This is a genomic window from Streptomyces sp. NPDC018693 (assembly GCF_044391385.1).
Classification (GTDB): domain Bacteria; phylum Actinomycetota; class Actinomycetes; order Streptomycetales; family Streptomycetaceae; genus Streptomyces.
In genome coordinates this window covers 1-25,932 of sequence record NZ_JBIRZZ010000023.1, presented here as the reverse complement: position 1 = coordinate 25,932, position 25,932 = coordinate 1, and the positions used below count along the sequence as shown (strand labels likewise).

General features: G+C 70.2%; 17 protein-coding genes and 2 pseudogenes. 9 read left to right on the top strand and 10 right to left on the bottom strand.

All coding sequences use genetic code 11. The annotated features are described in order from the left end of the window. The first annotated feature begins 249 nt into the window (after positions 1-249). Positions 250-2,118, top strand: a complete 1,869-nt coding sequence (gene dnaK / locus ACH5AC_RS35420) for a molecular chaperone DnaK (RefSeq protein WP_398866424.1) — start codon at positions 250-252, stop codon at positions 2,116-2,118. Positions 2,119-2,161: 43 nt separating this feature from the next. On the opposite strand, the pseudogene ACH5AC_RS35415 reads toward dnaK, so the two are convergent. From ACH5AC_RS35415 to ACH5AC_RS35390, 6 genes and pseudogenes are all read right to left on the bottom strand, one after another. Then, positions 2,162-2,344, bottom strand: a pseudogene (locus tag ACH5AC_RS35415) (TetR family transcriptional regulator); the annotation flags it as partial. 24 nt (positions 2,345-2,368) lie between these two features. Continuing rightward, a complete protein-coding gene (narI, locus tag ACH5AC_RS35410; RefSeq protein WP_398866423.1) occupies positions 2,369-3,091 on the bottom strand; it encodes a respiratory nitrate reductase subunit gamma in 723 nt (240 codons plus the stop codon). Beyond that, positions 3,088-3,582, bottom strand: coding sequence for a nitrate reductase molybdenum cofactor assembly chaperone (narJ, locus tag ACH5AC_RS35405; RefSeq protein WP_398866422.1), 495 nt, complete (start codon positions 3,580-3,582; stop codon positions 3,088-3,090). The genes narI and narJ overlap by 4 nt, the downstream gene beginning before the upstream one ends. Beyond that, positions 3,582-5,201 carry a nitrate reductase subunit beta gene (gene narH / locus ACH5AC_RS35400; protein ID WP_398866421.1) on the bottom strand — a complete coding sequence of 540 codons (1,620 nt, stop codon included), beginning with the start codon at positions 5,199-5,201 and terminating at the stop codon, positions 3,582-3,584. Before narH ends, narJ begins: the two co-directional genes overlap by 1 nt. Beyond that, positions 5,201-8,896 (bottom strand): nitrate reductase subunit alpha, encoded by a 3,696-nt coding sequence (locus tag ACH5AC_RS35395; RefSeq protein WP_398866420.1) that lies wholly within the window; start codon positions 8,894-8,896, stop codon positions 5,201-5,203. The genes narH and ACH5AC_RS35395 overlap by 1 nt, the downstream gene beginning before the upstream one ends. Before the next feature lie 113 nt (positions 8,897-9,009). Continuing rightward, a complete protein-coding gene (locus tag ACH5AC_RS35390) occupies positions 9,010-9,873 on the bottom strand; it encodes a helix-turn-helix domain-containing protein (protein ID WP_398866419.1) in 864 nt (287 codons plus the stop codon). A gap of 300 nt (positions 9,874-10,173) precedes the next feature. Between ACH5AC_RS35390 and ACH5AC_RS35385 the strand changes: the two genes are divergently transcribed. After that, complete coding sequence (locus ACH5AC_RS35385) at positions 10,174-10,599, top strand: hypothetical protein (protein ID WP_398866418.1); 426 nt, start codon at positions 10,174-10,176, stop codon at positions 10,597-10,599. Here the strand turns inward: ACH5AC_RS35385 and ACH5AC_RS35380 are convergent. Then, positions 10,581-11,423: a helix-turn-helix domain-containing protein gene (locus ACH5AC_RS35380; protein WP_398866482.1), complete on the bottom strand. Its 843-nt coding sequence runs from the start codon at positions 11,421-11,423 to the stop codon at positions 10,581-10,583. The genes ACH5AC_RS35385 and ACH5AC_RS35380 overlap by 19 nt on opposite strands. A gap of 166 nt (positions 11,424-11,589) precedes the next feature. On the opposite strand from ACH5AC_RS35380, the gene ACH5AC_RS35375 reads away from it, so the two are divergent. The 4 genes from ACH5AC_RS35375 (at position 11,590) to ACH5AC_RS35360 (ending at position 15,021) form a co-directional block, all read left to right on the top strand. After that, complete coding sequence (locus ACH5AC_RS35375) at positions 11,590-12,705, top strand: ADP-ribosylglycohydrolase family protein (RefSeq protein WP_398866481.1); 1,116 nt, start codon at positions 11,590-11,592, stop codon at positions 12,703-12,705. 273 nt (positions 12,706-12,978) lie between these two features. Beyond that, positions 12,979-13,284, top strand: a complete 306-nt coding sequence (locus ACH5AC_RS35370; RefSeq protein ID WP_398866417.1) for a 4a-hydroxytetrahydrobiopterin dehydratase — start codon at positions 12,979-12,981, stop codon at positions 13,282-13,284. A gap of 36 nt (positions 13,285-13,320) precedes the next feature. Then, positions 13,321-14,082, top strand: a complete 762-nt coding sequence (locus ACH5AC_RS35365; RefSeq protein WP_398866416.1) for a class I SAM-dependent methyltransferase — start codon at positions 13,321-13,323, stop codon at positions 14,080-14,082. A gap of 57 nt (positions 14,083-14,139) precedes the next feature. Next, complete coding sequence (locus ACH5AC_RS35360) at positions 14,140-15,021, top strand: helix-turn-helix transcriptional regulator (RefSeq protein WP_398866415.1); 882 nt, start codon at positions 14,140-14,142, stop codon at positions 15,019-15,021. A 52-nt stretch (positions 15,022-15,073) separates the two neighbouring features. On the opposite strand, the gene ACH5AC_RS35355 is transcribed toward ACH5AC_RS35360, so the two are convergent. Both ACH5AC_RS35355 and ACH5AC_RS35350 read right to left on the bottom strand, forming a co-directional pair. After that, positions 15,074-17,743 (bottom strand): cellulose binding domain-containing protein, encoded by a 2,670-nt coding sequence (locus tag ACH5AC_RS35355; RefSeq protein ID WP_398866414.1) that lies wholly within the window; start codon positions 17,741-17,743, stop codon positions 15,074-15,076. 111 nt (positions 17,744-17,854) lie between these two features. Further along, complete coding sequence (locus ACH5AC_RS35350) at positions 17,855-20,770, bottom strand: glycoside hydrolase family 48 protein (RefSeq protein ID WP_398866413.1); 2,916 nt, start codon at positions 20,768-20,770, stop codon at positions 17,855-17,857. A 266-nt stretch (positions 20,771-21,036) separates the two neighbouring features. Here ACH5AC_RS35350 and ACH5AC_RS35345 point away from each other — a divergent pair. The 3 genes and pseudogenes from ACH5AC_RS35345 to ACH5AC_RS35335 form a co-directional block, all read left to right on the top strand. Further along, positions 21,037-21,881, top strand: a pseudogene (locus tag ACH5AC_RS35345) (cellulose-binding domain-containing protein); the annotation flags it as partial. Between the two features lie 33 nt (positions 21,882-21,914). After that, the gene (locus ACH5AC_RS35340; RefSeq protein ID WP_398866480.1) at positions 21,915-23,633 is read left to right on the top strand and encodes a glycoside hydrolase family 6 protein; all 1,719 of its coding nucleotides are present in this window, start codon (positions 21,915-21,917) and stop codon (positions 23,631-23,633) included. A 174-nt stretch (positions 23,634-23,807) separates the two neighbouring features. Further along, entirely contained in the window at positions 23,808-24,692 is an 885-nt protein-coding gene (locus tag ACH5AC_RS35335) for a class I SAM-dependent methyltransferase (protein ID WP_398866412.1), read from the top strand. A 177-nt stretch (positions 24,693-24,869) separates the two neighbouring features. Here the strand turns inward: ACH5AC_RS35335 and ACH5AC_RS35330 are convergent, their stop codons facing one another. Beyond that, positions 24,870-25,706 (bottom strand): aldo/keto reductase, encoded by an 837-nt coding sequence (locus ACH5AC_RS35330; protein ID WP_398866411.1) that lies wholly within the window; start codon positions 25,704-25,706, stop codon positions 24,870-24,872. Positions 25,707-25,932 lie beyond the last annotated feature (226 nt).

Sequence of the window (25,932 nt, the reverse complement as noted above, 5' to 3'; positions counted from 1 at the left end):
TTGTTCGGGGCGGGCGCGGGGGGGCCAAAGCCGGGGGGCCGGTACCCCCGGGGGGGGGGGGCCCCCCCGGGCGGGGGGGGGGCGGGGGGGCCGGGGGGGGGGGGGGGGGGGGGGCCGGCCCCGGGGGGGGCCCCCCACCCCCTCCCTGACCCGTGCGCCCCATTGACAAGAGCCCACTCAAGTTTTGTGCTGGAGGGGGAGGCTGTCTGTCGGCATGCCCTGGCGGGCACTGGTGGGAAGGGGACAGCGATGGGACGTCCGGTCGGGATCGATCTCGGGACCACCAACTCCGTGGTGGCCGTCCTGGAAGGTGGCGAGCCCACGGTCATCGCCAACGCGGAGGGCGCCAGGACCACCCCCTCGGTGGTGGCCTTCGCCAAGAACGGCGAGGTCCTCGTCGGTGAGGTCGCCAAGCGGCAGGCGGTCACCAACGTCGACCGCACCGCCCGCTCCGTCAAGCGTCACATGGGTGACGCGCACTGGCGCTTCCCCGAGCAGGGCTCCATCGACGGGACCCGCCTGCGCGCCCAGGAGCTGTCCGCGCGCGTCCTGCAGAAGCTGAAGCGGGACGCCGAGGCGTACCTCGGGGAGGACGTCACGGACGCCGTGATCACCGTCCCCGCCTACTTCGACGACGCCCAGCGGCAGGCCACGAAGGAGGCCGGGGAGATCGCCGGCCTGAAGGTGCTCAGGATCATCAACGAGCCGACCGCCGCCGCCCTCGCCTACGGCCTCGACCGCGGCGAGGAGCAGACCGTCCTGGTCTTCGACCTCGGCGGCGGCACCTTCGACGTGTCCCTGCTGGAGATCGGCGAGGGTGTCATCGAGGTCAAGGCCACCAACGGCGACACCCACCTCGGCGGTGACGACTGGGACCAGCGGATCGTGGAGTACCTGGTCAAGAAGTTCAAGGGCCAGTACGGCATCGACCTCGGCAACGACAGGATGGCCGTGCAGCGGCTGCGTGAGGGCGCCGAGAAGGCCAAGATCGAGCTGTCCTCGTCCTCCGAGACCACCATCAACCTCCCCTACATCACCGCCTCCGCCGAAGGCCCCCTCCACCTCGACGAGAAACTGACGCGCGCTCAGTTCCAGGAGCTCACCCAGGACTTGCTGGACCGCTGCAAGAAGCCCTTCCACCAGGCGATCAAGGACGCCAAGGTCCAGTTGTCCGCGATCGACCACGTCATCCTCGTCGGCGGCTCGACCCGGATGCCCGCGGTGACCGACCTGGTACGGGAGTTGACCGGCAAGGACCCGCACAAGGGCGTCAACCCCGACGAGGTCGTGGCCGTCGGCGCCGCGCTGCAGGCCGGCGTGATCCGCGGTGACGTCAAGGACGTGCTGCTGCTCGACGTCACCCCGCTGTCCCTCGGCATCGAGACCAAGGGCGGCATCATGACCAAGCTGATCGAGCGCAACACCACGATCCCCACCCGCCGTTCGGAGATCTTCACCACCGCCACCGACAACCAGCCCTCGGTCGGCATCCAGGTCTACCAGGGCGAGCGGGAGATCGCCGCCTACAACAAGAAGCTGGGCGTCTTCGACCTCACCGGACTGCCGCCCGCGCCGCGCGGGGTGCCGCAGATCGAGGTCGCCTTCGACATCGACGCCAACGGGATCATGCATGTCTCGGCGAAGGACCTGGCCACCGGCCGCGAGCAGAAGATGACGGTGACCGGCGGCTCGGCCCTGCCGAAGGACGACATCGACCGCATGATGCGCGACGCCGAGCAGTACGCCGAGGAGGACCGCAAGCGCCGCGAGGCCGCAGAGACCCGCAACCAGGCCGAGCAACTCGTCTACCAGACCGAGAAGTTCATCCGCGAGAACGAGGAGCGGGTGCCCTCCGACACCAGGTCCGAGGTCGAGACGGCGGTCGCCGACCTCAAGGCGCGGCTGGAACGCGACGCCGACACGGCCGAACTGCGCGCCGGCGTCGACCGGCTCGCCTCCGTCAGCCAGAAGATGGGCCAGGCGATGTACGCCCAGGCACAGCCGGGGGCGGCCACGTCCGCCGACGAGCAGCCCACCACGCCCCCGCAGGACGACGAGGGTGTGGTGGACGCGGAGATCGTGGACGAGGAGCGGGACGCCCGTGGCGGGGCCGCCTAGGCGTCGCCGCGGCAGACGGCTGCGAACGGACCCTCCGAGAAGGCCGGTTCGGTGAAGCGCTCGCCGAGAACAGGGCGATCCTGGTCCGCAGGTCCTGGCTGCCGCGTGCATGGGAGTACAGGCTCGCGGCCTTCACATCGAACCGCCGGGCGAGGGCCGAGACGGTCACCTCGTCGAACCCGACCTCGTCGGCGAGCTCCGCGCCCGCCAGGGTGAGACGCCCCACCCGAGCTGCACCACCTCTCGGGGCTCAGCTGCCGAGCCGCTCCCAGCCCCGGCGCTCCGGGCGGGCGCCCAGCTGCTTCGGATCCCGGCTGCGGTAGACGATGTACGGCCGGAAGAGGTACTGCACCGGCGCGCTGAACATATGGACCAGGCGGGTGTAGGGCACCAGCGCGATGAGCACCATGCCGATCACCGCGTGCACCTGGTACAGCACCGGTACGCCCTCCATCAGCTCCGTCTTCGGCTGGAGGGTGAACAGGCTGCGCGACCAGGGGGCGATGGACTCGCGGTAGTTGTATCCGTCGCCGCTCGTGTGGCTGAGCTTGGCGACCATGCCCAGGACGATCGCGCCGAGCAGCACGACGTACATGAGCTTGTCGTTGACGGTGGTCGCGCGGAAGACGGGGACGTTGGTGCGTCGACGGTATACGAGCAACAGGATCCCGGCGACCGTCAGCGCCCCGGCCGCTGTGCCGCCGTACAGCGAGAGCAGGTGGTAGGTGTGCTCGTTCAGGCCGAGGGTGTCGGTCCAGGACAGCGGGACGAACAGGCCGACCAGATGGCCGACGAGCACGAAAAGGATGCCGTAGTGGAAGGCGGGGGAGGCGATGTTGAGCAGCTTCGACTCGTACACCTGGGAGGAACGGGTCGTCCAGCCGAACTTGTCGTAGCGGTGGCGCCAGACGAGGCCGGCGGCCAGGAGGGCGAAGGCGATGTAGGGCAGGGCGCCCCAGAGGAGTGTGGTCATGGGCGCACCCCGGTGTATACGGTCGGCAGTGTCGCGCATACGGCATCCAGAACGGCTGCATACGGTGTGCCGTAGGCGGTCAACCGGTCGCGGAGCTGCCGCAGCGCGTCCCGGTATTCGGTGAGCAGTTCCACGTCGCCCGTGCGGGCCGCGAACTCCAGCACCGCGGGCAGGAAGTCCGGCAGCTCCTCCCCGGTGAACTCCAGGCCGTGGGCGCGGTAGAGGTCCTTGAAGCGGACCAACGACATGCCGCGACGGCGGGTGTCACCGTCTCCCCACCAGCTCAGGTACAGGCTGTGCCGGTTCTTGAAGTCGAAGACCCGCACATAGTGCGCGGCCAGCTCCTGCGGTGGGGTCACGGCCGCGTGGTCGGTGAACTCCCGCAGCTGCGGGGCCGCTTCGCGCAGCAGCGGCAGCCGCGCGTGGAAGTCGTCGTCCGGGTAGGTCAGGCAGAGCGCGGCCGCCTGGTACAGCACGGCGTCCGAGGGCATCAGACCTCCTTCGCCTCGTCGGGGACGACGGCCTCGGCGTCGTCCGTCGTCTGTCGTCGGCGCAGGACGTGGAAGTTCTCCACCGACACCAGCGGCAGCCGCCGCCGGCCGGAGTCCTGGCCGAACGGGCCGTCGCCGCCCATGCCGGGGCCGCCGGCGTAGTCGAGGCTGCACTCCTGCGGCAGAGCCGACTCCTCCAGCCGCCGGGCGTCGCCGACGGCAGCCGTCGGAATCACGTACCGCTCCTCGTACTTGGCGATCGCCAGCAGCCGGTACATCTCCTCGATCTCCCGCGGCGTCATGCCGACGGCGGCGGTGATCCCCGGATCGGGCTCCTCGCCGAGCGTGACCGCCCGCATATGGGAGCGCATCGCCGCCAGCTTCTCCAGGGACGCCCGCACCGGGCCGGCATCACCGGCCGTGAAGAGCTCCGCCAGGTACTCCAGGGGGATGCGCAGGGTGTCGATCGCGCCGAACAGATTGCCCGCGTCCTCGCCGTCGTGCCCGGTCTCCGTCAGCGCGTCCACCACCGGCGACAGCGGCGGGATGTACCAGACCATCGGCATCGTGCGGTACTCGGGGTGCAGCGGCAGCGCCACCCGGTAGCGGCTGATGAGCGCGTGCACAGGGGAGCGGCGGGCCGCCTCCAGCCAGTCGTACGGGATCCCGGCCGCCTCGCAACGCTGCCGCACCCCGGCGTCCTCGGGATCGAGGAACACGCCCAACTGTGCCTCGTACAGCGCCTTTTCGTCGGGCACGGACGCGGCCGCCGTCACCTTGTCGGCGTCGTAGAGCACCACCCCGAGGTAGCGCAGCCGGCCCACACAGGTCTCCGAGCAGACGGTGGGCAGGCCCACCTCGACGCGCGGGTAGCAGAACGTGCACTTCTCGGCCTTGCCGGTGCGGTGGTTGAAGTACACCTTCTTGTACGGGCACCCGGTCACGCACATCCGCCAGCCCCGGCAGTGGTCCTGGTCGACCAGCACGATGCCGTCCTCGGCCCGCTTGTACATCGCGCCGGACGGACAGGAGGCCACGCAGGACGGGTTGAGGCAGTGCTCGCAGATGCGCGGCAGATAGAACATGAAGGTCTGCTCGTAGGCGAACCTCACTTTGTCCGAAGCCTGTTGACGGGTGCGCTGCACCATCGGGTCGAGGTCGCCGTAGGCCGGGGCACCGGCCAGGTTGTCGTCCCAGTTCGACGACCACTCGATCTTCATCGGCTTGCCGTCGATCTGCGAGACCGGCCGGGCCACGGGGAAGTCGTCGCCGAGCGGGGCGTCGGTGAGGTTGGTGTAGTCGTAGGTCCAGGGCTCGTAGTAGTCCTTGATCTCGGGCAACCTGGGGTTGGAGAAGATACCGGCGAGCTTGCGCAGACGGCCGCCCGCCCGGAGCTTCAGCGCGCCGCGCCGGTTCAGCTCCCAGCCTCCTCGCCACTTCTCCTGGTCCTCGTAGCGGCGTGGATAGCCCTGGCCGGGCCGTGTCTCCACGTTGTTGAACCACACGTACTCCATGCCCCGGCGGTTGGTCCACGCCTGCTTGCAGGTGACCGAGCAGGTGTGGCAGCCGATGCACTTGTCGAGGTTCATCACCATCGCGATCTGGGCCATGGGGCGCATCAGTACTCGACCTCCTGGGCTCGACGGCGGATCACCGTCACCTCGTCGCGCTGGTTGCCCGTCGGGCCCAGGTAGTTGAACGCCCATGACAACTGGGCGTATCCGCCGATGAGATGGGACGGCTTGAGCAGCACGCGGGTGAGCGAGTTGTGGATGCCGCCGCGCATGCCGGTCGTCTCCGCCTTCGGGACGCTCACCGTGCGCTCCTGCGCGTGGTGCATGTAGACGGTGCCGGCCGGCATACGGTGCGAGACGATCGCCCGGGCCGTCACCACGCCGTTGCGGTTGACGGCCTCCACCCAGTCGTTGTCCGCCACGCCGATGGCGTCGGCGTCCTGCGGGGACATCCAGATCGACTGCCCGCCCCGGGAGAGCGCAAGCATGAACAGGTTGTCCTGGTACTCGGAGTGGATGGACCACTTGTTGTGCGGCGTGAGGTAGCGGACCGTCACCTCACGGTGGCCGTCCGGGCCGAGACGCTCCTCGCCGAACAGCCGGTTCATGTCGAGCGGGGGCCGGTACACCGGCAGCGCCTCGCCCAGCTCGTGGATCCAGTCGTGGTCGAGGAAGAAGTGCTGGCGGCCGGTGAGGGTGTGCCACGGTTTACTGTGTTCGGTGTTCAGGGTGAACGCGGTATACCGTCGACCGCCGGCCTCGCTCCCCGACCACTCCGGCGATGTGATCACCGGCACCGGCGCCGCCTGTGTGTCCGCGTAGGTGATCCGCTTGCCCTCGTGCTCCGCGGCCAGATGAGCCATCTCCTGACCCGTGCGCTCCTCAAGCGTGTGGAAGCCCTGGGTGGCGAGCCGCCCGTTGGTCGTGCCCGACAGCGCGAGGATCGTGTTCGCCGCCTTCACCGCGGTGTCCAGCGCCGGCCGCCCGTCCGCCGGACCGTCGCGCACCGCGCCGTTCAGCTCCCGCAGCCGTTCGACCTCCTCGTCCGGCCGCAGCGCGATGCCCTTGGCGGGCAGACCCAGCCGCTCCACCAGCGGCCCGAGCGCCGCGAACTTCGCCCCGATCGCCGTGTAGTCCCGCTCCACGACGACCAGGTTCGGCATCGTCCTCCCCGGGACGGGAGCGCACTCGCCGCGCTTCCAGTCCAGGACCACCCCGCCCGGCTGGGCGATCTCGCCCGGCGTGTCGTGCTGCAGCGGCGCCGCCACCAGGTCCTTGCGCACGCCCAGATGGTCCACGGCCAGCTCGCTCAGCCGCTCCGCCAGCGCCTTGAACGCCTCGAAGTCCGTGCGCGCCTGCCACGGCGGATCCACGGCCGGTGTGAAGGAGTGCACATAGGGGTGCATGTCGGTGGACGACAGATCGTGCTTCTCGTACCAGGTGGCCGCCGGCAGCACCACGTCCGACAGCAGCGTGGACGAGGTCTGCCGGAAGTCCAGCGACAGCAGCAGATCCAGCTTGCCCTCGGGTGCTTCCGTACGCCACGTCACCTCACGCGGCCGTACGCCCTCGGGGGCCTCCTCGGCGCGCAGTGAGGAGTGGGTGCCCAGCAGGTGCCGGGTGAAGTACTCGGCGCCCTTCGCCGACGAACCGAGCAGATTGGCGCGCCAAAGGGTCAGCACCCGTGGCCAGTTCTCCGGCGCGTCCGGGTCCTCACACGCGAACTTCAGTGTGCCCGTCCGCAGTTCGGCCACCGCCTTCGCCACCGGATCGCCGAACGCCTCACCCAGCTCCAGCGGATTGCGGTCGAACGTCGGATACGAAGGCATCCACCCCACACGCGCCGACAGGGCCAGACAGTCCGCGCCCGTCATACCGTTCAGGCGGCCGTCGCCCAGCGGCGAGGTCAGCACATCGGCGGTGAAACGGTCGTAGCGCCACTGGTCCGTGTTGAGGAACCAGTACGCGGCGCCGATCATCTGCCGCGGTGGCCGGGACCAGTCGCTCGCGGCGGCCAGCGTCGCCCAGCCGGTGACCGGACGGCACTTCTCCTGGCCCACGTAGTGCGCCCAGCCGCCGCCGTTGCGGCCCTGGCAGCCGGTCAGCTGGAGGAGAGCGAGGAAGGAGCGGTAGATCGTCTCCGAGTGGAACCAGTGGTTGGTGCCCGCGCCCATCAGGATCATGCAGCGGCCCTTGGACCGCTCCGCCGTGCGCGCGAACTCCCGCGCGATCCTCACACACCGCGCCGCCGGGACCGAGGTGTGCGCCTCCTGCCAGGCCGGAGTGCCGGGCGCGTCGGCGTCGTCGTAGTCGACGGGCCACTGTCCGGGGAGGCCGGCACGCGGTACACCGTATTGCGCCAACAGTAGATCGTAGACAGTCGTCACCAGAGGGCCGTCCGGACCGCCCAGCCGCGTCGCCGGCACTCCGCGCCGCAGCACCTCGCCGCGCCCCTGCCCGTGCTCCCCGCCCTCCGTGTCGAACCGCGGCAGCAGCACCTCCACCCGGGCCGCCACCTCACTGCCGTACAGACTCAACTGCGGTCGTACGGCGCCGAGGTCGAGGTTCCACCTGCCCTTGCCGGAGTCGGTCCAGCGGAAGCCCAGGGAGCCGCCCGGCACGACCGCCCGCCCGGTGGCCTCGTCCAGCACCACCGTCTTCCATTCGGCGCCCTCGCCGCCCTGCCCCAGGTCCGAGGCGCGCAGGAACTTCGCTGGGACGAAGGCGCTGTCCCGTTCGGACAGGGTCACCAGGAACGGCAGGTCGGTGAACTTCCGTACGTAGTCCGCGAAGAACGGCGTCTCGCGGTCGACGAAGAACTCCTTCAGGATCACATGCCCCATCGCCATGGCCAGTGCGCCGTCCGTACCGGGGTGCGGGTGCAGCCACTCGTCGGCGAACTTGGCGTTGTCCGCGTAGTCAGGGGCGACCACCACCACCTTCTGGCCGCGGTAGCGGGCCTCGGCCATCCAGTGGGCGTCCGGCGTCCGTGTCACCGGCACGTTCGAACCCCACATCAGCAGATACGCCGCGTCCCACCAGTCGCCCGACTCCGGCACGTCCGTCTGGTCGCCGAACACCTGCGGCGAGGCCACCGGAAGGTCGGCGTACCAGTCGTAGAACGACAGCATCGGCGCGCCGATCAACGAGTGGAAGCGGGCGCCCGCCGCGTGCGACACCATCGACATCGCCGGGATGGGGGAGAAACCGGCGATGCGGTCGGGGCCGTAGGTCTTGATGGTGTGCACATGCGCGGCGGCGACGATCTCCACCGCCTCGTCCCAGGTCGCCCGCACCAGACCGCCCTTGCCGCGCGCCCGCTGGTAGCGGCGGCGGCGCTCGGGATCGTTCTGGATGTCCGCCCAGGCGTCGACGGGATCCTGTAGACGGTTTTTCGCCTCCCGGTACATCTCCAGCAGCACGCCCCGCACATACGGGTAGCGCACCCGCGTCGGCGAGTACGTGTACCAGGAGAACGCGGCACCGCGCGGACAGCCGCGCGGCTCGTACTCCGGACGGTCCGGGCCCACCGACGGATAGTCCGTCTCCTGGGTCTCCCATGTGATGATGCCGTCCTTGACATACACCTTCCACCGGCAGGAACCCGTGCAGTTCACCCCGTGCGTCGAGTTCACGACCTTGTCGTGGCTCCACCGGTCCCGGTAGAAGGCGTCCGCCTCACGGCCACCGACCATGCCGATGCTGTGCAGGTCGCGGGCGGGCGTCCCGGGCCGGAAGAACCGGCCGGCCCGCAGCAGTGCCGCACCCGGCTCGGCGGGCGGTGTCCGTGTGTCGGTCACATGCGCTCCCTTGCTCGCCCCGTGGTTAGAACCTAGGGGCGAGGCCGCGAGCCCACCTGTTCACGGCGCCCGTACGGGTCACCGCCCGCCGCTCGCAGACCGGCGGGCAGCGGTCAGTACTCGGCGCGGACCTTGCGCAGGATCTCCTTGGTGCGCTGTGCCGACGCCGCGTGCGTCGTCATGTGGTCGAGGACCTCCAGATGCGCGGAGACCTCCTTGCGCGAGTCCAGGTACAGGGCGCCCGTCAGATACTCGCTGACCACCATGTCGGGCAGCTCCGGCTCGGCGAAGCGGAAGAGGGAGAACGGCGCGTACGTCCCCGGATGCGGGCCGTGCACGAACTCCGCGACCTGCAGGGTGACCCGGTCCCGCTCGGCGAACTCCAGTAGCTTGTCCAACTGGCCGCGCATCACCGAGAGCTCGGGGCCCACCGGCCGGCGCAGGACAGTCTCGTCCATCACCACCCACAGATGCGGCGGCGTGTCGCCGTCCAGCAGCCGCTGCCGCTCCATGCGCAGCGACACATGCCGGTCGATGGCCTGCGGGGCGGTCTGCCCGATCGTGCCGGCCTCCAGCACCGCCCGCGCGTACGCCTCCGTCTGCAGCAGGCCCGGCACGAAGTGCGGCTCGTAGGAGCGGATCAGCCGTGCCGCGCCCTCCAGGCTCACATACAGGCTGAACCACTCGGGCAGCACATCGTGGAACCGCTGCCACCAGCCGGGCCGATTCGCCTCCTCGGCCAGCTCGACGAACGCCGCCGTCTCGTCCTCCGGCACGCCGTACGTCTCCAGCAGCACCTGCACGTACGGGATCTTCAGCGCGACATCGGCGGTCTCCATCCGGCGTACCGTCGCGGGGGCAACCCGCAGCGCGCGGGCCGCCTCCTCACGGCTCAGCCCTGCCGCCTCGCGCAGCTCCTGCAGCCGTCTGCCGAGAACCACCTGACCCACGGTGGGTGCGGGCCGCCGTTCACTCACGCCACGTCTCCCCTACGTGTCGACCTGGCAGCAGTGTGTCACGTTCCGGCGGCCGTCACACAGGGACGCGGAATGAGCCGTTCGACACGGGCGAGATCCGGTCCGTGCCGCACCGGGGCCCCGCGCCCCCCGCATTACCTCCGGGGTAATCGACCGCACGACCCCCCGACGGGGATGGTGGAGTCACCGGGTTCCGGGCCGGCGCACTCCGGTCCGGACCCGGGTCCCACCCCGGCCGTGTCCGCCCGACTGCAGGCACCGGCCGTACCGCCCCATGACCTCGACGGAGGGTGATCCACCATGTCCGCCACCCAGCTCACCGCTCTCGCCCGCACCGCCGAGCCGCACACCGCCCTGCGCCGCTTCCTCGCCCTGGACGCCGTCGTCACCGGCGGCAACGGACTGGCCTACCTCACCGCCTCCGGCCCCCTCGGCCGCTTCCTGGGCGTCGACTCCGGGCTGATCCTCGCACTGGGCGCGTTCCTCACCGTGTTCGCCGTGGGCGTGGGCGCGCTCGCCTCCCGGAAGCGGCCTGCCGCACTCCCCGTACGCGCGGTGGTCGAGGCCAACCTCGCCTGGTCGGCGCTGAGTCTGCTCGCCCTCGCCCTGTGGCTGTCGCCGACCGGCCCGGGCGCGGCCTGGACGGTGCTCCAGGCGCTGACGGTGGCCGGCTTCGCCGCGCTCCAGCACCTCGCACTGAAGGCTCGTCAGGACATCAGTGAGTGAATGTACTTGACCGTCGCCGGGTCGGCCGGGAGGAAGGTCTCGATGGCCAGCTCGGCGACGGTCACGTCCATCGGCGTGTTGAACGTGGAGATCGACGACACGAACGACAGCACGTGTCCCTCGTGCTCGATCCGCAGTGGCAGCGCGAAGTACGGCACCGGATCGGCCGGTTCGTCCCCGGCGCCCGCTGCGAACGTGGCGCCCGACACCGGATACGCCGCCACCTCCTCGTACAGCACGCGCAGTTCGGGTGAGCGGTGCAGGGCGATCTGACGTTCCATCTGGTGCAGCAGATGCCCGCGCCACTCACGCAGATTGCGGATGCGCGGTGCCAGCCCCCGCGGGTGCAGGGTCAACCGCATCGCGTTCAACGGGGGTTCCAGGAGGGACGCGTCGACACCGTCGAGCAGCATCATGATCCCGCGGTTCGCGGCCACCACGGAATACAGCCCGTCGACCACCAGCGCCGGATACGGCTCATAGCACCGGATCAACCGCTCCACGCCCTCCCGCAGCGCCTCCAGCGACGGGTCGTCCAACGGGGTCTCCGGATAGCGCGGAGCGTAACCCGCCGCCAGCAGCAGTGCGTTGAGCTCCCGTACTGGCACCTCCAGCTGCTCGGCCAGCCGGAGCACCATCTCCTCGCTCGGCCGGGAACGGCCCGTCTCGATGAAACTGATGTGCCGCGCCGAGGAGTCCGCACGCAGCGCCAACTCCAGCTGACTGATCCGCCGCCGCTCACGCCAGGCCCGCAACAGCGGGCCCACACCCTGGTCGGCGGGGGTGGACGGGGAGATACCGGGGCCGGTCGCGACAATGGTCATACGCACGACCGTAACCGAGACGACCGTGACCGGGGCGAGCGCGACCGGGGCGAGCGCGACCGGGGCGAGCGCGATCGAGATGATCGTGACCGGGACGACTGCGACGGTGACGACTGTCATCGGGACGGCCGTGTCCGAACAGACCGTGATCCGAGAGGTGTGGCCGATGGCCGAGGCGTGGAACCCGCGCGCACTGTCCTTCGAGGCGGAAGCCGTGTACCGGGCGAGAGTACGCGGCTGTCTGCTCGGGGGCGCGGTCGGCGACGCCCTCGGCTACGCGGTCGAGTTCGACTCCCTCGGCGCCATCCGCGCCGCCCACGGCCCGCACGGCGTCACCGGACTCGTCCCCGGCGCCACCGGCGCCGTCGGCAGGATCAGCGACGACACCCAGATGACCCTGTTCACCGTGGAGGGCCTGCGGCAGGCCCACGCGCGCGAACGCCACAAGGGCATCGGCGGCGGCGCACCCCGCCTGGTCCGCTGGGCCTACGAGCGCTGGCTGCACACCCAGCTCCGGCCGGCCCCCGACGGCGGCCCCACCCGGTTCGGCGGCGACGGCCCCGCCTACGAGGGGCCCACCGGGGGCCTCGTCGACGAGCCCTGGCTGTACGCCCGCCGCGCCCCCGGCAACGCCTGCCTCTCCGGCCTGCGCCAGGACCACGTCCCCGACCTGTGGAGCGAACTCGGCCCGCCCGGACCGGTCAACCCCGACTCCAAGGGCTGCGGAACCGTCATGCGCTCGGCGCCCTTCGGCCTGACCCGGGCCCCCGCCGACCGCGCCTTCGGCCTCGCCGCCCGCTGCGCCCAGATGACCCACGGCCACCCCACCGGCTACTACGCGGCCGGCGCGTTCGCCGCGATCGTCGCGCACATCGTCGCCGGGGACTCGATCGAGGGCGCCGTGCTGCGCGCCCTGCGGCTGCTCGCCAGGCACCCCGGCCACGAGGAGACCACCGCCGCCCTCGAACGCGCCCTCGACCTGGCTGCCGAGGGCGACCCCGACGCGGAGAAGGTGGAGCGACTGGGCGCCGGCTGGATCGCCGAGGAGGCCCTCGCCATCGGTGTCTACGCCGCCCTGGCCGAACCCCGCGTCGAACAGGCCCTCCTGCTGTCCGTCAACCACTCCGGCGACAGCGACTCCACCGGCTCCGTCTGCGGCAACCTGCTCGGGGCGCGCCACGGTGACCACGGGCTGCCCCAGGAGTGGGTCGAGCGGGTGGAGGGGCGTGCGACGATCGCCGCGGTGGCGGACGATCTGGCGGCGGAGTGCGTACGGCGGTGACGGCTGGGCGGTCGGGCGGGTGAGGCGCGGCTGTGTGCGGTGCACTGTAGGGCGTCGGCGGGCGACGGTATGCACAATGCTCTCGGCGGTCGGCGGTCGGCGGTCGGTCGCACGCCGCCACCCGCGGATGGCCGAATGCATACCGGATCCGATGTCCGCCGGCCGCAGGCAGGCGTATCCACCCCACTGCCGGGAACCCTTCTGACCAGGGCCGCGACAGCCCGCCTGTGGCAGGCTGGACAGGTACGCGACACCCTGGAAAGGAGCCAGGCCATGGCCGTCGAACCGCTGTCGCCGAAGGAGATCGAGGACCGGCTCGCCGAACTGCCCGGCTGGTCCGTCGACGGCGACCGCCTCACCCGCGCCTTCCGCCTCGCGTCCCACTTCGCCGCCACCGCCCTGGTCATCCACATCGCCCAGGTCCAGGAGGAGCTCAACCACCACTCGAACCTCACCCTGGGCTACAACACCGTCGGCCTGGAGGTGAACACGCACAGCGCCGGCGGAGCGCTGACGGAGCTGGACTTCGAGCTCGCCCGGCGCGTGGCGGCCCTCGCCCCCGGCCACGGGGCGAGCTGAGCTGGACCGATCACCGATGGACCCGGGGGGAGTCACGTGCTCGACTACGACGCGGAAGCACACGCCTACGACACCCTGCGCGGCGGCGAGCCCCGGGCCGAGGCGGCCGCCGAGGGCGTCCTGAGCCTGGTGCCGAGGCAGACACGGCGGTGGCTCGACGTGGCCTGCGGTACCGGCATCGTGACCCGCCGGCTGGCTGCCGCGCGGCCCGAGGCCCGGGTGACCGGCGTCGACCTGGCGCACGCCATGGCACGCAGGGCCGCAGCGCGGCTGCCGGGGGCGGTCGTGGTCGCCGACAGCCGCAGGCTGCCGTTCCCGGACGCCGTGTTCGACGCCGTCAGCAGTGTGTGGCTGCTGCACCTCCTCGACGACGCCGAGGACGTCCGCCGGATCGTCGCCGAATGCGCGCGGGTGCTGCGGCCCGGCGGTGTGTATGTGACGACGGTCGACAAGGCCGCCGCTCACAACGTGGGCAGCGACATCGATGTCGTCCTCGCGTCCCGGCCGCCCACGCCCGTCCGGGACGCCGCCGCGCTCGTCGAGGGGTACGCCGCCGAGCAGGGCCTGCGTCCCGCGGGACAGACCCGTTTCACCGGTCGAGGCCAGGGCCGCAGTCCGCGCCGGACCATCTTCGACCTGCGGCGCGGCTGGTTCGTCATGCTGCCGCCCGGCCATCCGCGGGCCGACGAATTCGCCGCCCGCCTCGCCGCGCTGCCCGACCAGGACCGGCCCCGCCCGGACCCGGTGTTCACCCTGCGGGCGTTCGGGAAGCCGGCGTGGCCGGCACCGGACGGGTGAACTCCGTGATCCAGTTGGTCAGCCAGGTGTCCCCGCCGTCCACCGAGAACGCCGGAGGTGTCCGTCCGCACGGTCCACCGCGACGTGGAGGCGCTGAGTGCGGCCGGCGTGCCGTTGTACGGCGACGCGGGCCACGCCGGCGGGTACCGGCTGCTCGACGGCTACCGCACCCGCCTGACCGGTCTCACCGCAGGCGAGGCCGAGGCCCTCTTCCTCGCCGGCGCCCCCGGCCCGGCCGCGGAACTCGGCCTGGGTCCGGTGCTCGCCGCCGCCCAGCTCAAGGTGCGCGCCGCCCTCCCCGCCGAACTGCGTGCCCACACCGACCGGATCAGCGGCCGCTTCCACCTCGACGCCCCCGGCTGGTACACGGACGCCGACGAGGCGCCGATCCTGCCCGCGGTCGCGGATGCGGTATGGAACGACCGCGTACTGAATGTCGTATACCGCCGCTGGCGTGAGCCCACCGACGTGGAGCGCCGCCTGGAGCCGTACGGCCTGGTGCTGAAGGCCGGCCGCTGGTATGTCGTCGCCGGACCCGGACCGCGCACGTACCGGGTCGACCAGATCCTCGAACTCGCCGCCCGCGATGAGGAGTTCACCCGACCGGACGGCTTCGACCTGGCCGCGCACTGGACGGCGTACCAACGGGACTTCCATGATCGGCTCTACCGCGCCGAGGCCGTGATCCGCCTCGCCCCCGGAGCCCGGCTGACCGGCCCCGCGGGTCGTGCCGTGCACGCCAACGGACGCATGGACGCCGACGGTTGGACGACCGCAGCCGTCCCCATCGAGTCCGTCGACCGTGCCCACGGGGAGTTCCTGCGCCTGGGTACGGACATCGAGGTGCTCCAACCGGTGGAGCTGCGCGCGCGGATCGCCCGGACGGTGGCCGAACTCGCCCGGAGGTACGGCAACTCGGCTGACGTGGAAAGCAACTGAGAGAGCGGAACCCGTAAAAGGGCGCGCGCCGACCCTGCACGCGCCCTTCGGATCAGTTCACCGCGCAGGACTGGTCACCCAGCTTGAACGCGGTCGGTTTCGCGTTCGTCCCCGACCAGCTCCCCGTGAACCCGAAGCTCACCGAGGAGCCCGCCGCCACGGTGCCGTTCCAGCCGACGTTCTTGGCCGTCACCGCCGAACCCGACTGTGTGTACTCGGCGTTCCACAGCTGTCCGATGCTCTGACCGTTCGGGAAGGTCCAGTTGAGCGACCAGCCGGACCAGGCGCTCGTCCCCGTGTTGGCCAGCTGTACGTCCGCCTGGAAGCCGCCCGACCACTGGTTGGTGATCTGGTACGTCACCGCGCAGGCGCCCGTCGGCGCGGGATCGGTCCCACCGTCGCCACCACCGCCGTCATCTCCGCCGCTCGTGTCCGAGGTGTCCCCGTAGATGACGCCCCGGCCGTTGGTCGCGACGTACACCCGGCCGTAGACCCGCGGGTCACCCGTGATCGCCGCGCCGGTCCAACCCCACTGGTGTGCGTCGTCGTTGATCCTGGTCCAGGTCGCGCCCTTGTCCGTCGACCGGAAGATGCCGCGCACTCCGCCGATCTTCGCGCTGGTGTAGAGCGTCTGGTACGAGGCACCGGCAGCAGCCTTGCCGAAGCCGACGGCGTCGGCCTCCTGGACGTTGGACAGCTTGGTGAAGGTCGCGCCCGAGTCCGTGGAGTGCCACAGCCCGTACGCCCCGTCTCTCGCACCGCCGGCCAGCCAGATGTCGCCCTTCGTGCCCGGCAGCGCCTTGAAGCGGACGCTGTCGCCGCTGGGCAGGCCGGTCGCGGCGGACGCGGTGAAGGTGGCACCGCCGTCCGTACTCACGTAGAACTGCCCTGACTTGAAGCCGTAGAAGGTCCGCGGGTCGACCCGGTCCGACTCCACGATCGCGCCCGCCGGGATACCGCTGGACGGCGACCACGACGACCCGAAGCCCGTCGCGTAGTGCACCCCGGTGCCCTGCGGGCTCCACACGAACCGGCTGCCGTCCGCCGCCGCGGCCACCGTGCCGCCGCCGCTGACGCCCGAAGGGTCGCTGCCGGCGAACCAGTTGGCGCCGTTGTCGGTGGAGAACGCCACATGCGGGCCCGAGTCCAGATTGCCGACCCGCACCACCGTGTCGGGGTTGGACTCGGCGTAGTCCAGGCTGGTGGTCGAGGTGAAGTTCGGCGAGGTGTACATCATCGGCGGGACCTTCGTCAGGTCCGTGTGCCGGAAGCCGCCGATGTCACCCAGCGCGCTGAGCAGCGGCGCGCCGGACGGGGGCGAGGCGAGGTCGTTGACCGCGGTCTCCTCCAGTCCCTGCACCATCGGCTTGATGGCGAACGTGCTGCCGCTGTCCCAGTTGGTGAGGTTCTCGGTGCCGTAGATCGTCGCGCCCGTCCCGTACATCATCCGGTCGGAGTTGAACGGGTCGATCTCCAACGCCTCGGTCATCCAGCCGAGTTTGGGCGTCTGCTCGGGTGGCTGCGGATCGGCTCCCCAGGTGAGCCACGGCGAGGACGAGACGTCCATGGTGTAGCGGTTCTGGCGGTCGGGGTACGACGTGTAGTCCCACGCCCTGGTCCAGGTGGCTCCGCTGTCGGTGGAGCGGAAGATCTGGGTGTCCGGCCACCAGGAGCTGTAGGCGGTTGTCATGATCGTGCCGGGGCGTTGTCGGTCGATGGTCAGGCCGCTGAAGCCGTAGTAGGTGTCGGCCTCCGCCACCGGGCTGATGTCCGTCCAGGTGCCGGTTGCCGTGGCGTACCGCCATACCTGGCCCTTGCCGCCGTCGTACGGGCCACCCTTGTCGCTGTATGCGATGTACAGATAGCCGTTGACCGTATCCAGAACACCCTTGTGCGGCAGGTATCCCGACGGCTGTCCACCGATCCGCTGCCAGGTCGCTCCCGCGTCCGTCGACCGGTACACCGCGTTGTCCTTGTCCGCCACCCCGACGTAGATCGTCCGCGTCGCACTGCCGGACGTCCCCGTCGACTCGTCGAAGGTGACCCACACGATGCCCTGGTTGTCGGAGGCGTACCCGCTGGCGTCGCTGGGATCCTGTACGTAGTCGCCGACATTCGGGAAGTTGGTCACCTGCGACCAGGTCACGCCCGAGTCCGTCGATCGCCACAGCCCCTTGCCGCTGGGCGCGCCCAGGTACAGCACGCTGTTCCGGTTCGGGTCGACGGCCAGCCGCTCGCCCATGCCCCGGCCGGGCATGTTGCCGCCCAGCTTGAACGGCAGATCGGTCCTCTGCCAGCTCGCGCCCCGGTCGGAGGAGCGCATCACGGCCCCGTTGCCCGGGTCCCAGCTGTTGGTGTAGGTGCCGACCGCCGCGTACACCTTGTTCGGGTCGACGGGGTCGGAGGCCAGGCTGGCCACACCGGTGTGCCCCCAGTCGTCCCAGCCGACCGAGTCCAGCAGCGGCGTCCAGGTCTTACTGGACTCCTGCCACCGGTACGCGCCGCCGATGTCGGTACGCGCGTAGGCCAGGTTCCGCTCCTTGCGGTTGAAGACGATGCCGGGGACGAAGCCACCCCCGTCGATCCGGGCGTTCTTCCAGGTGTACGCCTCGGCGGCCAGGCTCACCTCGGGTGTCTGCTCCGCCGCGAGTGCGGGCGGGGTGCCCGCGAGCAGGCCGGCGGCCAGCGCCAGAACGGCCGTGAGGATGCGGGTTCTTCGCACGGTGGGGGTCCTTCCTCGCAGAGCCATGTGAGAGGTAGGGGCGCGACGACCGGGCGGTCCCCACAGCGGGAAGGGGACCGCCCGGCGCGCTACGCGGAGCGAGAGCGGGGCTTACTCGAGGAGCTCCGCGTACGAGCCCATGGCGAGAGCGATGTCCGCCTGGGCCCAGAACCGGTGATACGTGAACACGGGCGCGGCACCGCCCGCGAGGTAGCTCTCGATCTTCGACCAGGCCGGGTCGTCCTGGTAGAACGAACGCAGCGAGGTGAAGGTCGAGTTGGAGTTGATCACGTCGCCGTTCGGCATGGTGCCGGTCCAGCCGCTCGGGATGTAGACCGGGTCGTCGAAGCGGTTGTAGTCGGCGCGGGTCTCCGGGACGGCGATGCCCAGGGCGTCCTGGTGGTTGTCCCACATGCCGTCGAGAAGTGCCTTGGCCGTGGTCGCGGCCTCGGTGTCACCGGAGCGGTCGGCGTAGTACGTCAGGGTCTTGGCGTACGCGGCCGCCACACCGACGTCGTTGGTGTAGTCGGCGACCGTCACGTGAAGGCCGTTGTTGGCGCTCGGACTTGACGGGTTCCAGGTGTCGGGCTGGCCCGACCACTGGAGCGTCGACGGGATGCGGAAGGTGCCGTCCGGGTTGATCGTGGTGTGGGACAGCGCCCAGTCGACCCACTTGTCCAGGACCGCCTTCGCGGCCGCGTTGCCGGTCTGCTGGTAGTACTCGGCCACGCGCTCCATCGACCACGCCTGGAAGCCGAACCACTGGTTGGACGGCGGGTCGTGGTAGACGGGCTGCTCGTCGTAGTACATGCCGTAGAACGTCGACTTCCCGGCCGGCGGAGGCGCGTACCGGCCCGCCCAGCTGTTGGTCGCACCGCCCGCGATCGCGCCCTCACTGGACTGCAGCCAGCGGTAGAACTCGATCTGCCGCTCCAGTGACTTGGCCCAGTCCGCCTGGCCCGTCGCCGACTTGGGCTTCAGGTCGGCGTAGCTGCTCAGCGCGTACGCGGCGAGCGGGTTCTGGTAGCCGCCGTGAACATGGCTGGAGCCGATGCGCCAGGCCCAGCCCGCCGAGGTGTCGGTGGCGCCGCCCCAGGCGTAGTACCAGTTCAGCAGGTAGTGCGAGGAGTCCTTGCCGGTACCGGCCGGGCAGGCGGACGGTCCTACGCAGTTGCCGATTTTCTTGAAGTACTTGTCGTACATCGCATACCGCAGGTAGTCGCCCATCTTCGCGGCCTTGGCCACGGTCGCGGAGATCGCGCCACCCTTGCCCTGCTCGTCCGCCCACTTGTCGGCCCAGTAGGCGGCCTGCACCGCCCGGGCGTCCGCGTCCGGCGCGTTGGTGAACTTCCACTGCTTGGCGTAGGAGGCGTCACCGGTGAACAGGTCGAGGTAGCCGTTGCGGCCGCCGTACTTGAACTCGTCGCAGGTCGGCTGCGGCACGGTCTCCCACACCGACTCCTGCGCACCGCGCTGGAAGGTGTTGATGTACGACGGTCCGGTCGCGGTCGGGCCGGCCTCGCACTTGCCGGGCTCGTTGCCGTAGCCGTAGACGTTGTCGACGTCCTGCAGCCAGTGCATACCGTAGACATCGTCCGTGCCGTATGCGGTCTTCAGTTCACCGGCGATCGGATCCGATCCCACCGACACCCCGGTGTCCAACGCCGCCGGATACTGGCTCGGCGTGTCCAGCTCCGGCGCGTACGTCGCCGGCTTCGACGCCGTGTAGAAGGAGTTCGTCGGCTGGTCGGCGTGGGTGGGGATCATGTACCTCTCCATGATGTCCCACGCCCCGTTGAACCGGGTCCAGTCGCCCGTGACCTTGCCGTACATCGCCTGCAGCCACAGCAGGTAGCTGTATGCCTCCGACGTGGTCTCGTGCCCGTGGTCCGGCGCCTCGACGATCAGCGTCTCCACCGAGTGGTACGGGATGCCCTCGGGGGAGAAGTAGCCGTTCGCCGGGTTGGTGATCTTTCCGTAGAGCTCCAGGAAGCGGGCGTCGTACTGCTTGGACGCCGCGAGCTGGGTGACCGTGACCGACGCCTTGGCGTGCCCGTTCGCCGTCGACTCGAAGGTCGCCGAGCCGGTGCCGGAGGAGTCGGCGGCGATCCTCACCGTCTGCGCCGTGTTCCAGTTCGACGGCGTGAAGGTGAGCGAGGCGCCCGCGGACACCGACAGGCCCGCGTTGCCGGAGGTGCGGGTGGTGGTGACGGTCACGTTCGAGGAGGGCTGCGTCGACAGCTTCACCTCGTACGTACCCGACTCGCCCTGGCGCACCGCGAGTTGGTTCGCCGACGCCACGATCGCCGGTCCTGAGGCGACCATGATGCCGACCGGGGCGGACTCCGCCGAGGCGCCGAGGCTGTCGTACGCCTTCGCCACCAGCGAATGACTGCCCACGGTCAAGCCAGAGGCCGAGAACGTGTAGGGCGCGCTGGTATCGGTGCCGAGCAGCGTGGTGTCGTCGTAGAACTCGACCCTGGTGATGGTCGCGTCGTCCGCGGCCGCGGCGGTCGCCGCGAGCGGCACGGCGTCACCCTGGGTGTAGACCGCGCCCGGAGCCGGGCTGGTCAGCACCGTGATCGGCGGCTGGTGGGCGCCGACGCAGGGGGTGCCGTTGATCGCGAAGCTCGTCGGCGCGGCGTTGGAGCCGCTGTAGGTGAACTGCGCGCCCGTGCTCACGGCCGCGCCGGCGGCGATGGTCCGGTTGTACGTGGCGTTCTGCACCGTGATCTGGCTGCCCGACTGCGACCAGGTGCCGTTCCAGCCGTTGGTCAGCCTCTGGTTGCCCGAGTAGGCGTACGTCAGGGTCCAGCCGTCGATGGTGTCCGTGCCGCGGTTGGTGAGAGTCAGATCCGCGGTGAAGCCGGAACCCCAGTCGTTGGTCTTGTAGTCGACACTGCACTGAAGTGCCGCTGCCTGAGCGGGCGTTGACAGTGCGCTCAGCGTGGCCAGGGGAAGCGTGAGGGCCGCCACGGCGGCGGTCCACAGGCGCCGCGCCGTGCGGCGTCTGCGTTGGGGTCGCATGTGCTGGTTCCTCCTTGCGGCTCGGGAGAAGTGGGGGAGGAGCAACAAGCCTTGAACCAGTGGGAGCGCTCCCATAGTGGGGAAGGGGCTACGGAGGGTCAAGGTGCTTGAAGAGTCGAAAAGATTCGACGGGCGGTTGTTGAGGGAAAGTCAGCGGCTCCCCTGTTCTTTACCGGCACTTGGCGCTAGCTTCATGGACACCAGTGGGAGCGATTCCGACAGTCGACGCGTCCGCCACGACGCGCCTGAGCTGCAAGGAGTCGCTCATGCGACACCCCCCGCGTTCAGTACTTTTAGCCGTCGCCGGTGCCGTCGCCCTCCTCACGAGTGCGATGCTGCCGGTCGTCACGGCTGAGGGAGCCACGCCCGCCCGCACGGTGGAGTACTCGGTCACCGGCCAGTGGGACGCCGGCTTCCAGGGCGCCGTGAGCATCACCCACCACGCGGCGTCCCTGAGCGGTTGGAGCCTGACCTTCGACCTCGCCGACGGGCAGCGGGTCACCCAGGGCTGGAACGCCACATGGTCCCAGTCCGGTGCCACCGTCACCGCGACGAACGAGAGCTGGACCGGCCCGCTCGGCACCGGCACCGGCGTCCATGCCGGGTTCCTTGCCGCCAAGACGGGGGGCGACGCCGTACCGACGGCGTTCAAGCTCAACGACACCACCTGCAACGCCGACACCGAGCCCACGCCCGCAGCGACCCGCCGGACCCCGGTGGCGCGCCACCCGCGCTGCGTGTCTCCGGTGACCAACTCGTGGACGCCGACGGAGTCACCCCTCGTCTGCCCGGTGTCAACGGGTCCGGCGGCGAGTTCATGTGCGTCCAGGCCCGGCTGGGACCTTCCCACCGCATCGAGGCGCACGGCATGACCCCCATGCTCGAACTCGACCTGTTCAACGAGCCCTACCCGGACCGTGCCATCGCAGCGACCACCCGGGCGTGGCAGTGCTGCGTCATGAAGTGGTCCGACGACCGGGACCTGTCGTACCTCGGCCGGCCCTGGAACACCTGGGACTGCTCCTCGGGTCCCGCGCTGATCTCCGACTACGGCGGTACGCCGACGGCGTACGGCATCGGGCTGCGCGACCACCTGCGCTCCCGGGACGGACAACACCCGCAACCGAGAAGGAAACCCGCACTCATGAGTCGTACCAGAACAGCGATGCTCTCCGCCCTGGCCCTGGTCGCCGGCGCCTCGGGAACCGCGCTCGCCGCGGCCGACCCGGGCGGGGTCGGCGTGGCCGCCGTGCCCTGCACCGTCGACTACACGGTGCAGAACGACTGGGGCTCCGGCTTCACCACTTCCGTCACGGTCACCAACAACGGTGCCGCCAAGTCGAGTTGGTCGGTGAAGTGGTCGTACGCCGGCAACCAGCGGATCACCAACGGCTGGAACGCGCGGATCACCCAGAGCGGCGCGGACGTCACCGCCGCCAACGAGACGTACAACGGGACGCTGTCGACCGGTGGTTCGGTCAGCTTCGGCTTCCAGGGCACCTACAGCGGCAGCAACCCCCTCCCGGCCACCTTCACCCTCGACGGCGTCACCTGCAACGTCGACGACGGCAGCGGTGGCGGCGGGGGCGGTGGCGGCACCGACCCCGGCAACCGGGTCAACAACCCCTACGACGGCGCCAAGGTCTATGTGAACCCCGAGTGGTCCGCGAATGCCGCCGCCGAACCGGGCGGGACCCGCGTCTCCGACCAGCCCACCGGCGTGTGGCTCGACAGCATCGCCGCGATCAACGGCGTCAACGGCCGTATGGGCCTGCGTGACCACCTCGACGAGGCGCTGCGGCAGAAGGGCTCCGGCGAGCTCGTCATCCAGTTCGTCATCTACAACCTGCCCGGCCGGGACTGCTCCGCGCTCGCCTCCAACGGCGAGCTGGGCCCGACGGAGATCGGCCGCTACAAGACCGAGTACATCGACCCGATCAAGGCGATCCTCGCCGACCCGAAGTACGCCGGTCTGCGCATCGTCACCACCGTCGAGATCGACTCGCTGCCCAACCTCGTCACCAACACCGGCAGCCGGCCCACCGCCACGCCCGAGTGCGACGTGATGAAGGCCAACGGCAACTACGTCAAGGGCGTCGGCTACGCGCTGGCCCAGCTCGGCGACGTGCCCAACGTCTACAACTACGTGGACGCCGGACACCACGGCTGGATCGGCTGGGACGACAACTTCAACGCCTCCGCCCTCGTGTTCAAGGAGGCGGCGACCGCCGAGGGTGCGACCGTCGACGACGTCCACGGCTTCATCACCAACACGGCCAACTACAGCGCCCTGAAGGAGAACAACTTCACCATCAACGACTCCGTGGCCGGCAAGTCCGTCCGCGAGTCCCAGTGGGTGGACTGGAACCGGTACGTCGACGAGCTGTCGTTCGCCCAGGCGTTCCGCAACCAGCTGGTCTCGGTCGGTTTCGACTCCGGCATCGGCATGCTGATCGACACCTCCCGCAACGGCTGGGGCGGCAGCGCACGGCCCGCCGGTCCGGGCCCGCAGACCAGTGTGGACACCTACGTGGAGGGCGGCCGCTATGACCGCCGCATCCACATCGGCAACTGGTGCAACCAGTCCGGCGCCGGCCTCGGCGAGCGCCCGCAGGCCAACCCGGCCGCCGGGATCGACGCGTACGTGTGGATGAAGCCCCCGGGCGAGTCCGACGGGTCGAGCCAGCTCATCGAGAACCCCGAGGGCAAGGGCTTCGACAGGATGTGCGACCCGACGTACGAGGGCAACCCGCGCAACGGCTACAACCTCTCTGGCGCACTGCCCAACGCGCCGATCTCCGGGCACTGGTTCTCCGCGCAGTTCCAGCAGCTGATGCAGAACGCGTACCCGCCGCTGTCCTGACCCGCTGAACCCGCGATCCGCCGGGGCCGCTCACTTCCCCCCGCCCGAGGCTCCGGCGGATCGTGTCCGGGCTTGCGCCCAACAGCCCGGATTTTGCCGCAACGGCAACAGAAGTGGCCTCCGGCCGGTGCGTCGGCGCACGCTGACGACACACCGGAGGAGAGGCTGACCACCATGGCGCAAGACCACCACCATCACCACCATCACCACCAGACCGACACCGAGATCGACTGGGCCGAGATGGCCCCGCACCTGGAGGCCCAGGCCGAGCTGTTCACCCCGCTGTACGAGCGGGCCCTGTCCTGGCTGGGCAAGGAGGTCACGGAACCGGGGCTCATCGTCGACGTGGGCAGCGGGCCGGGCGTGATCTCCTGTCTGTTCGCCGAGACGTTCCCTGGCGCCCGGGTCGTGGCGGCGGACGGCTCCGAGCCACTCCTGGAGCGGGCCCGGGAGCGGGCGGACCGACTCGGCCACGGGGACCGCTTCGGCATCCTGGCCGGTGAACTCCCCGGTTCCCTTGATGACTTGGACTATCCGGCGGACCTGATGTGGGCGGGCCGCAGCCTGCATCATCTGGGCGACCAGCGTGCTGCCCTGGCCGCGTTCGCGGCGCGGCTCGCCCCCGGCGGCACCCTGGCGATCATGGAGGGCGGACTGCCGACCCGGTTCCTGCCGCGCGACCTCGGGTTCGGCCGCCCGGGCATCGAGGCGCGGCTGGACGCGCTGGAGACGGAGTGGTTCGCCCGGATGCGGGCCGAGCTGCCGGACTCCGTCGCCGAGACCGAGGACTGGCCGGCCCTGCTCACGGCCGCCGGCCTGAAGCACACCCGCACCCGCAGCTTCCTGCTCGACCTGCCCGCCCCGGTCTCCGACCGGGCGCGAGAGTACGCCGCGGCGTCCCTGTCCCGGATGCGCGATGTGGTCGACGGCCTCGACGCGGAGGACCGGGCGACGCTCGACCGGCTTCTGGATCCGGAGGACGAGGCGGGTGTATACCGTCGACCGGATCTGTTCGTGCTGGCGGCGCATACGGTGCACACGGGGGTGCGGCCCGCGTAATACATACAGTCGACCGCTGACCGCTGACCGCTGACCGCTGACCGCTGACCGCTGACCGCTGACCGCTGACCGCTGACCGCTGACCGCTGACGGCTCGCTGTCGCGCTCCGGCAGCCCGAGGGAGTCGACATGGACACCGTCGTCGTACGCCCCCTCGGGCAGCCGAACTGACGGACGTCAGCCCGTGCCGAATGTCGCCGGGTCCGGGCCGATCCGCTGGTCCTCGTTCAGCGCGCTGATCGCCGCGAGGTCCTCGGTGTCCAGGGAGAATCCGAAGACGTCGATGTTCTCCTGGATCCGCGACGGCGTCACCGACTTGGGGATCACGACATTGCCGATCTGCAGGTGCCAGCGCAGCACGACCTGGGCGGGCGTGCGGTTGTGCTTCCGGGCGATGGCCACGATCGCCGGGACCTCCAGCAGCCCCTTGTTCTGGCCCAGCGGCGACCACGCCTCGGTGGCGATGCCCTGCTCGGCGTGGAACTCGCGCGACGCGTGCTGCTGCAGATGCGGGTGCAGTTCGATCTGGTTGACCGCCGGGATGACCGACGTCTCGGCGATCAGCCGCTTCAGGTGCTCCGGCAGGAAGTTGGACACGCCGATGGCCCGGACCCGGCCGTCCTCGAGCAGCTTCTCGAGCGCCCGGTAGGTGTCGACATAGCGGTCGCGTGAGGGCAGCGGCCAGTGGATCAGGTACAGGTCGACGTAGTCCAGGCCCAGTTTGGCCAGCGAGGTGTCGAACGCGCGCAGTGTCGAGTCGTAGCCCTGGTCGGTGTTCCAGAGCTTGGTCGTGACGAAGACGTCCTCGCGGGGCAGTCCGGAGGCGGCGATGGCCCTGCCGGTGCCCTCCTCGTTGCCGTAGATCGCCGCTGTGTCGATGCTGCGGTACCCGGCCTCCAACGCGGTGGCGACCGCCCGCTCCGCCTCGTCGTCCGGCACCTGCCAGACGCCGTAGCCCAGCTGAGGCATCTCGACGCCGTTGTTGAGGATGATCGGGGGGACCTTGCTGCTCACGAGCTCTTGATCCTTCGGTTGTCCGTCAGGTGGTACTCCCATCGTCAACGATCACGGGGCGCCATGCATTCCTGACCCCGGAATTCCCAGCCCCGCATGCGGGTCCCGCGAAGCCGCCGCCGACGGCCCTAAGGTGTTCTGCCCACGGAGGTTGGTGACAGCGATCACTGACGTGTGATCTTGAAATGGGTGAGGGCCCTCTGGCTCGGTGTGGATTGCGAGATCT

Coding starts and splice junctions, on each gene's coding strand:
- dnaK (WP_398866424.1), top strand. CDS start 250: ATGGGACGTCCGGTCGGGATCGATCTCGGGACCACCAACTCCGTGGTG.
- narI (WP_398866423.1), bottom strand. CDS start 3,091: ATGACCACACTCCTCTGGGGCGCCCTGCCCTACATCGCCTTCGCCCTC.
- narJ (WP_398866422.1), bottom strand. CDS start 3,582: ATGCCCTCGGACGCCGTGCTGTACCAGGCGGCCGCGCTCTGCCTGACC.
- narH (WP_398866421.1), bottom strand. CDS start 5,201: ATGCGCCCCATGGCCCAGATCGCGATGGTGATGAACCTCGACAAGTGC.
- ACH5AC_RS35385 (WP_398866418.1), top strand. CDS start 10,174: ATGTCCGCCACCCAGCTCACCGCTCTCGCCCGCACCGCCGAGCCGCAC.
- ACH5AC_RS35380 (WP_398866482.1), bottom strand. CDS start 11,423: ATGACCATTGTCGCGACCGGCCCCGGTATCTCCCCGTCCACCCCCGCC.
- ACH5AC_RS35375 (WP_398866481.1), top strand. CDS start 11,590: ATGGCCGAGGCGTGGAACCCGCGCGCACTGTCCTTCGAGGCGGAAGCC.
- ACH5AC_RS35370 (WP_398866417.1), top strand. CDS start 12,979: ATGGCCGTCGAACCGCTGTCGCCGAAGGAGATCGAGGACCGGCTCGCC.
- ACH5AC_RS35350 (WP_398866413.1), bottom strand. CDS start 20,770: ATGCGACCCCAACGCAGACGCCGCACGGCGCGGCGCCTGTGGACCGCC.
- ACH5AC_RS35340 (WP_398866480.1), top strand. CDS start 21,915: ATGAGTCGTACCAGAACAGCGATGCTCTCCGCCCTGGCCCTGGTCGCC.
- ACH5AC_RS35335 (WP_398866412.1), top strand. CDS start 23,808: ATGGCGCAAGACCACCACCATCACCACCATCACCACCAGACCGACACC.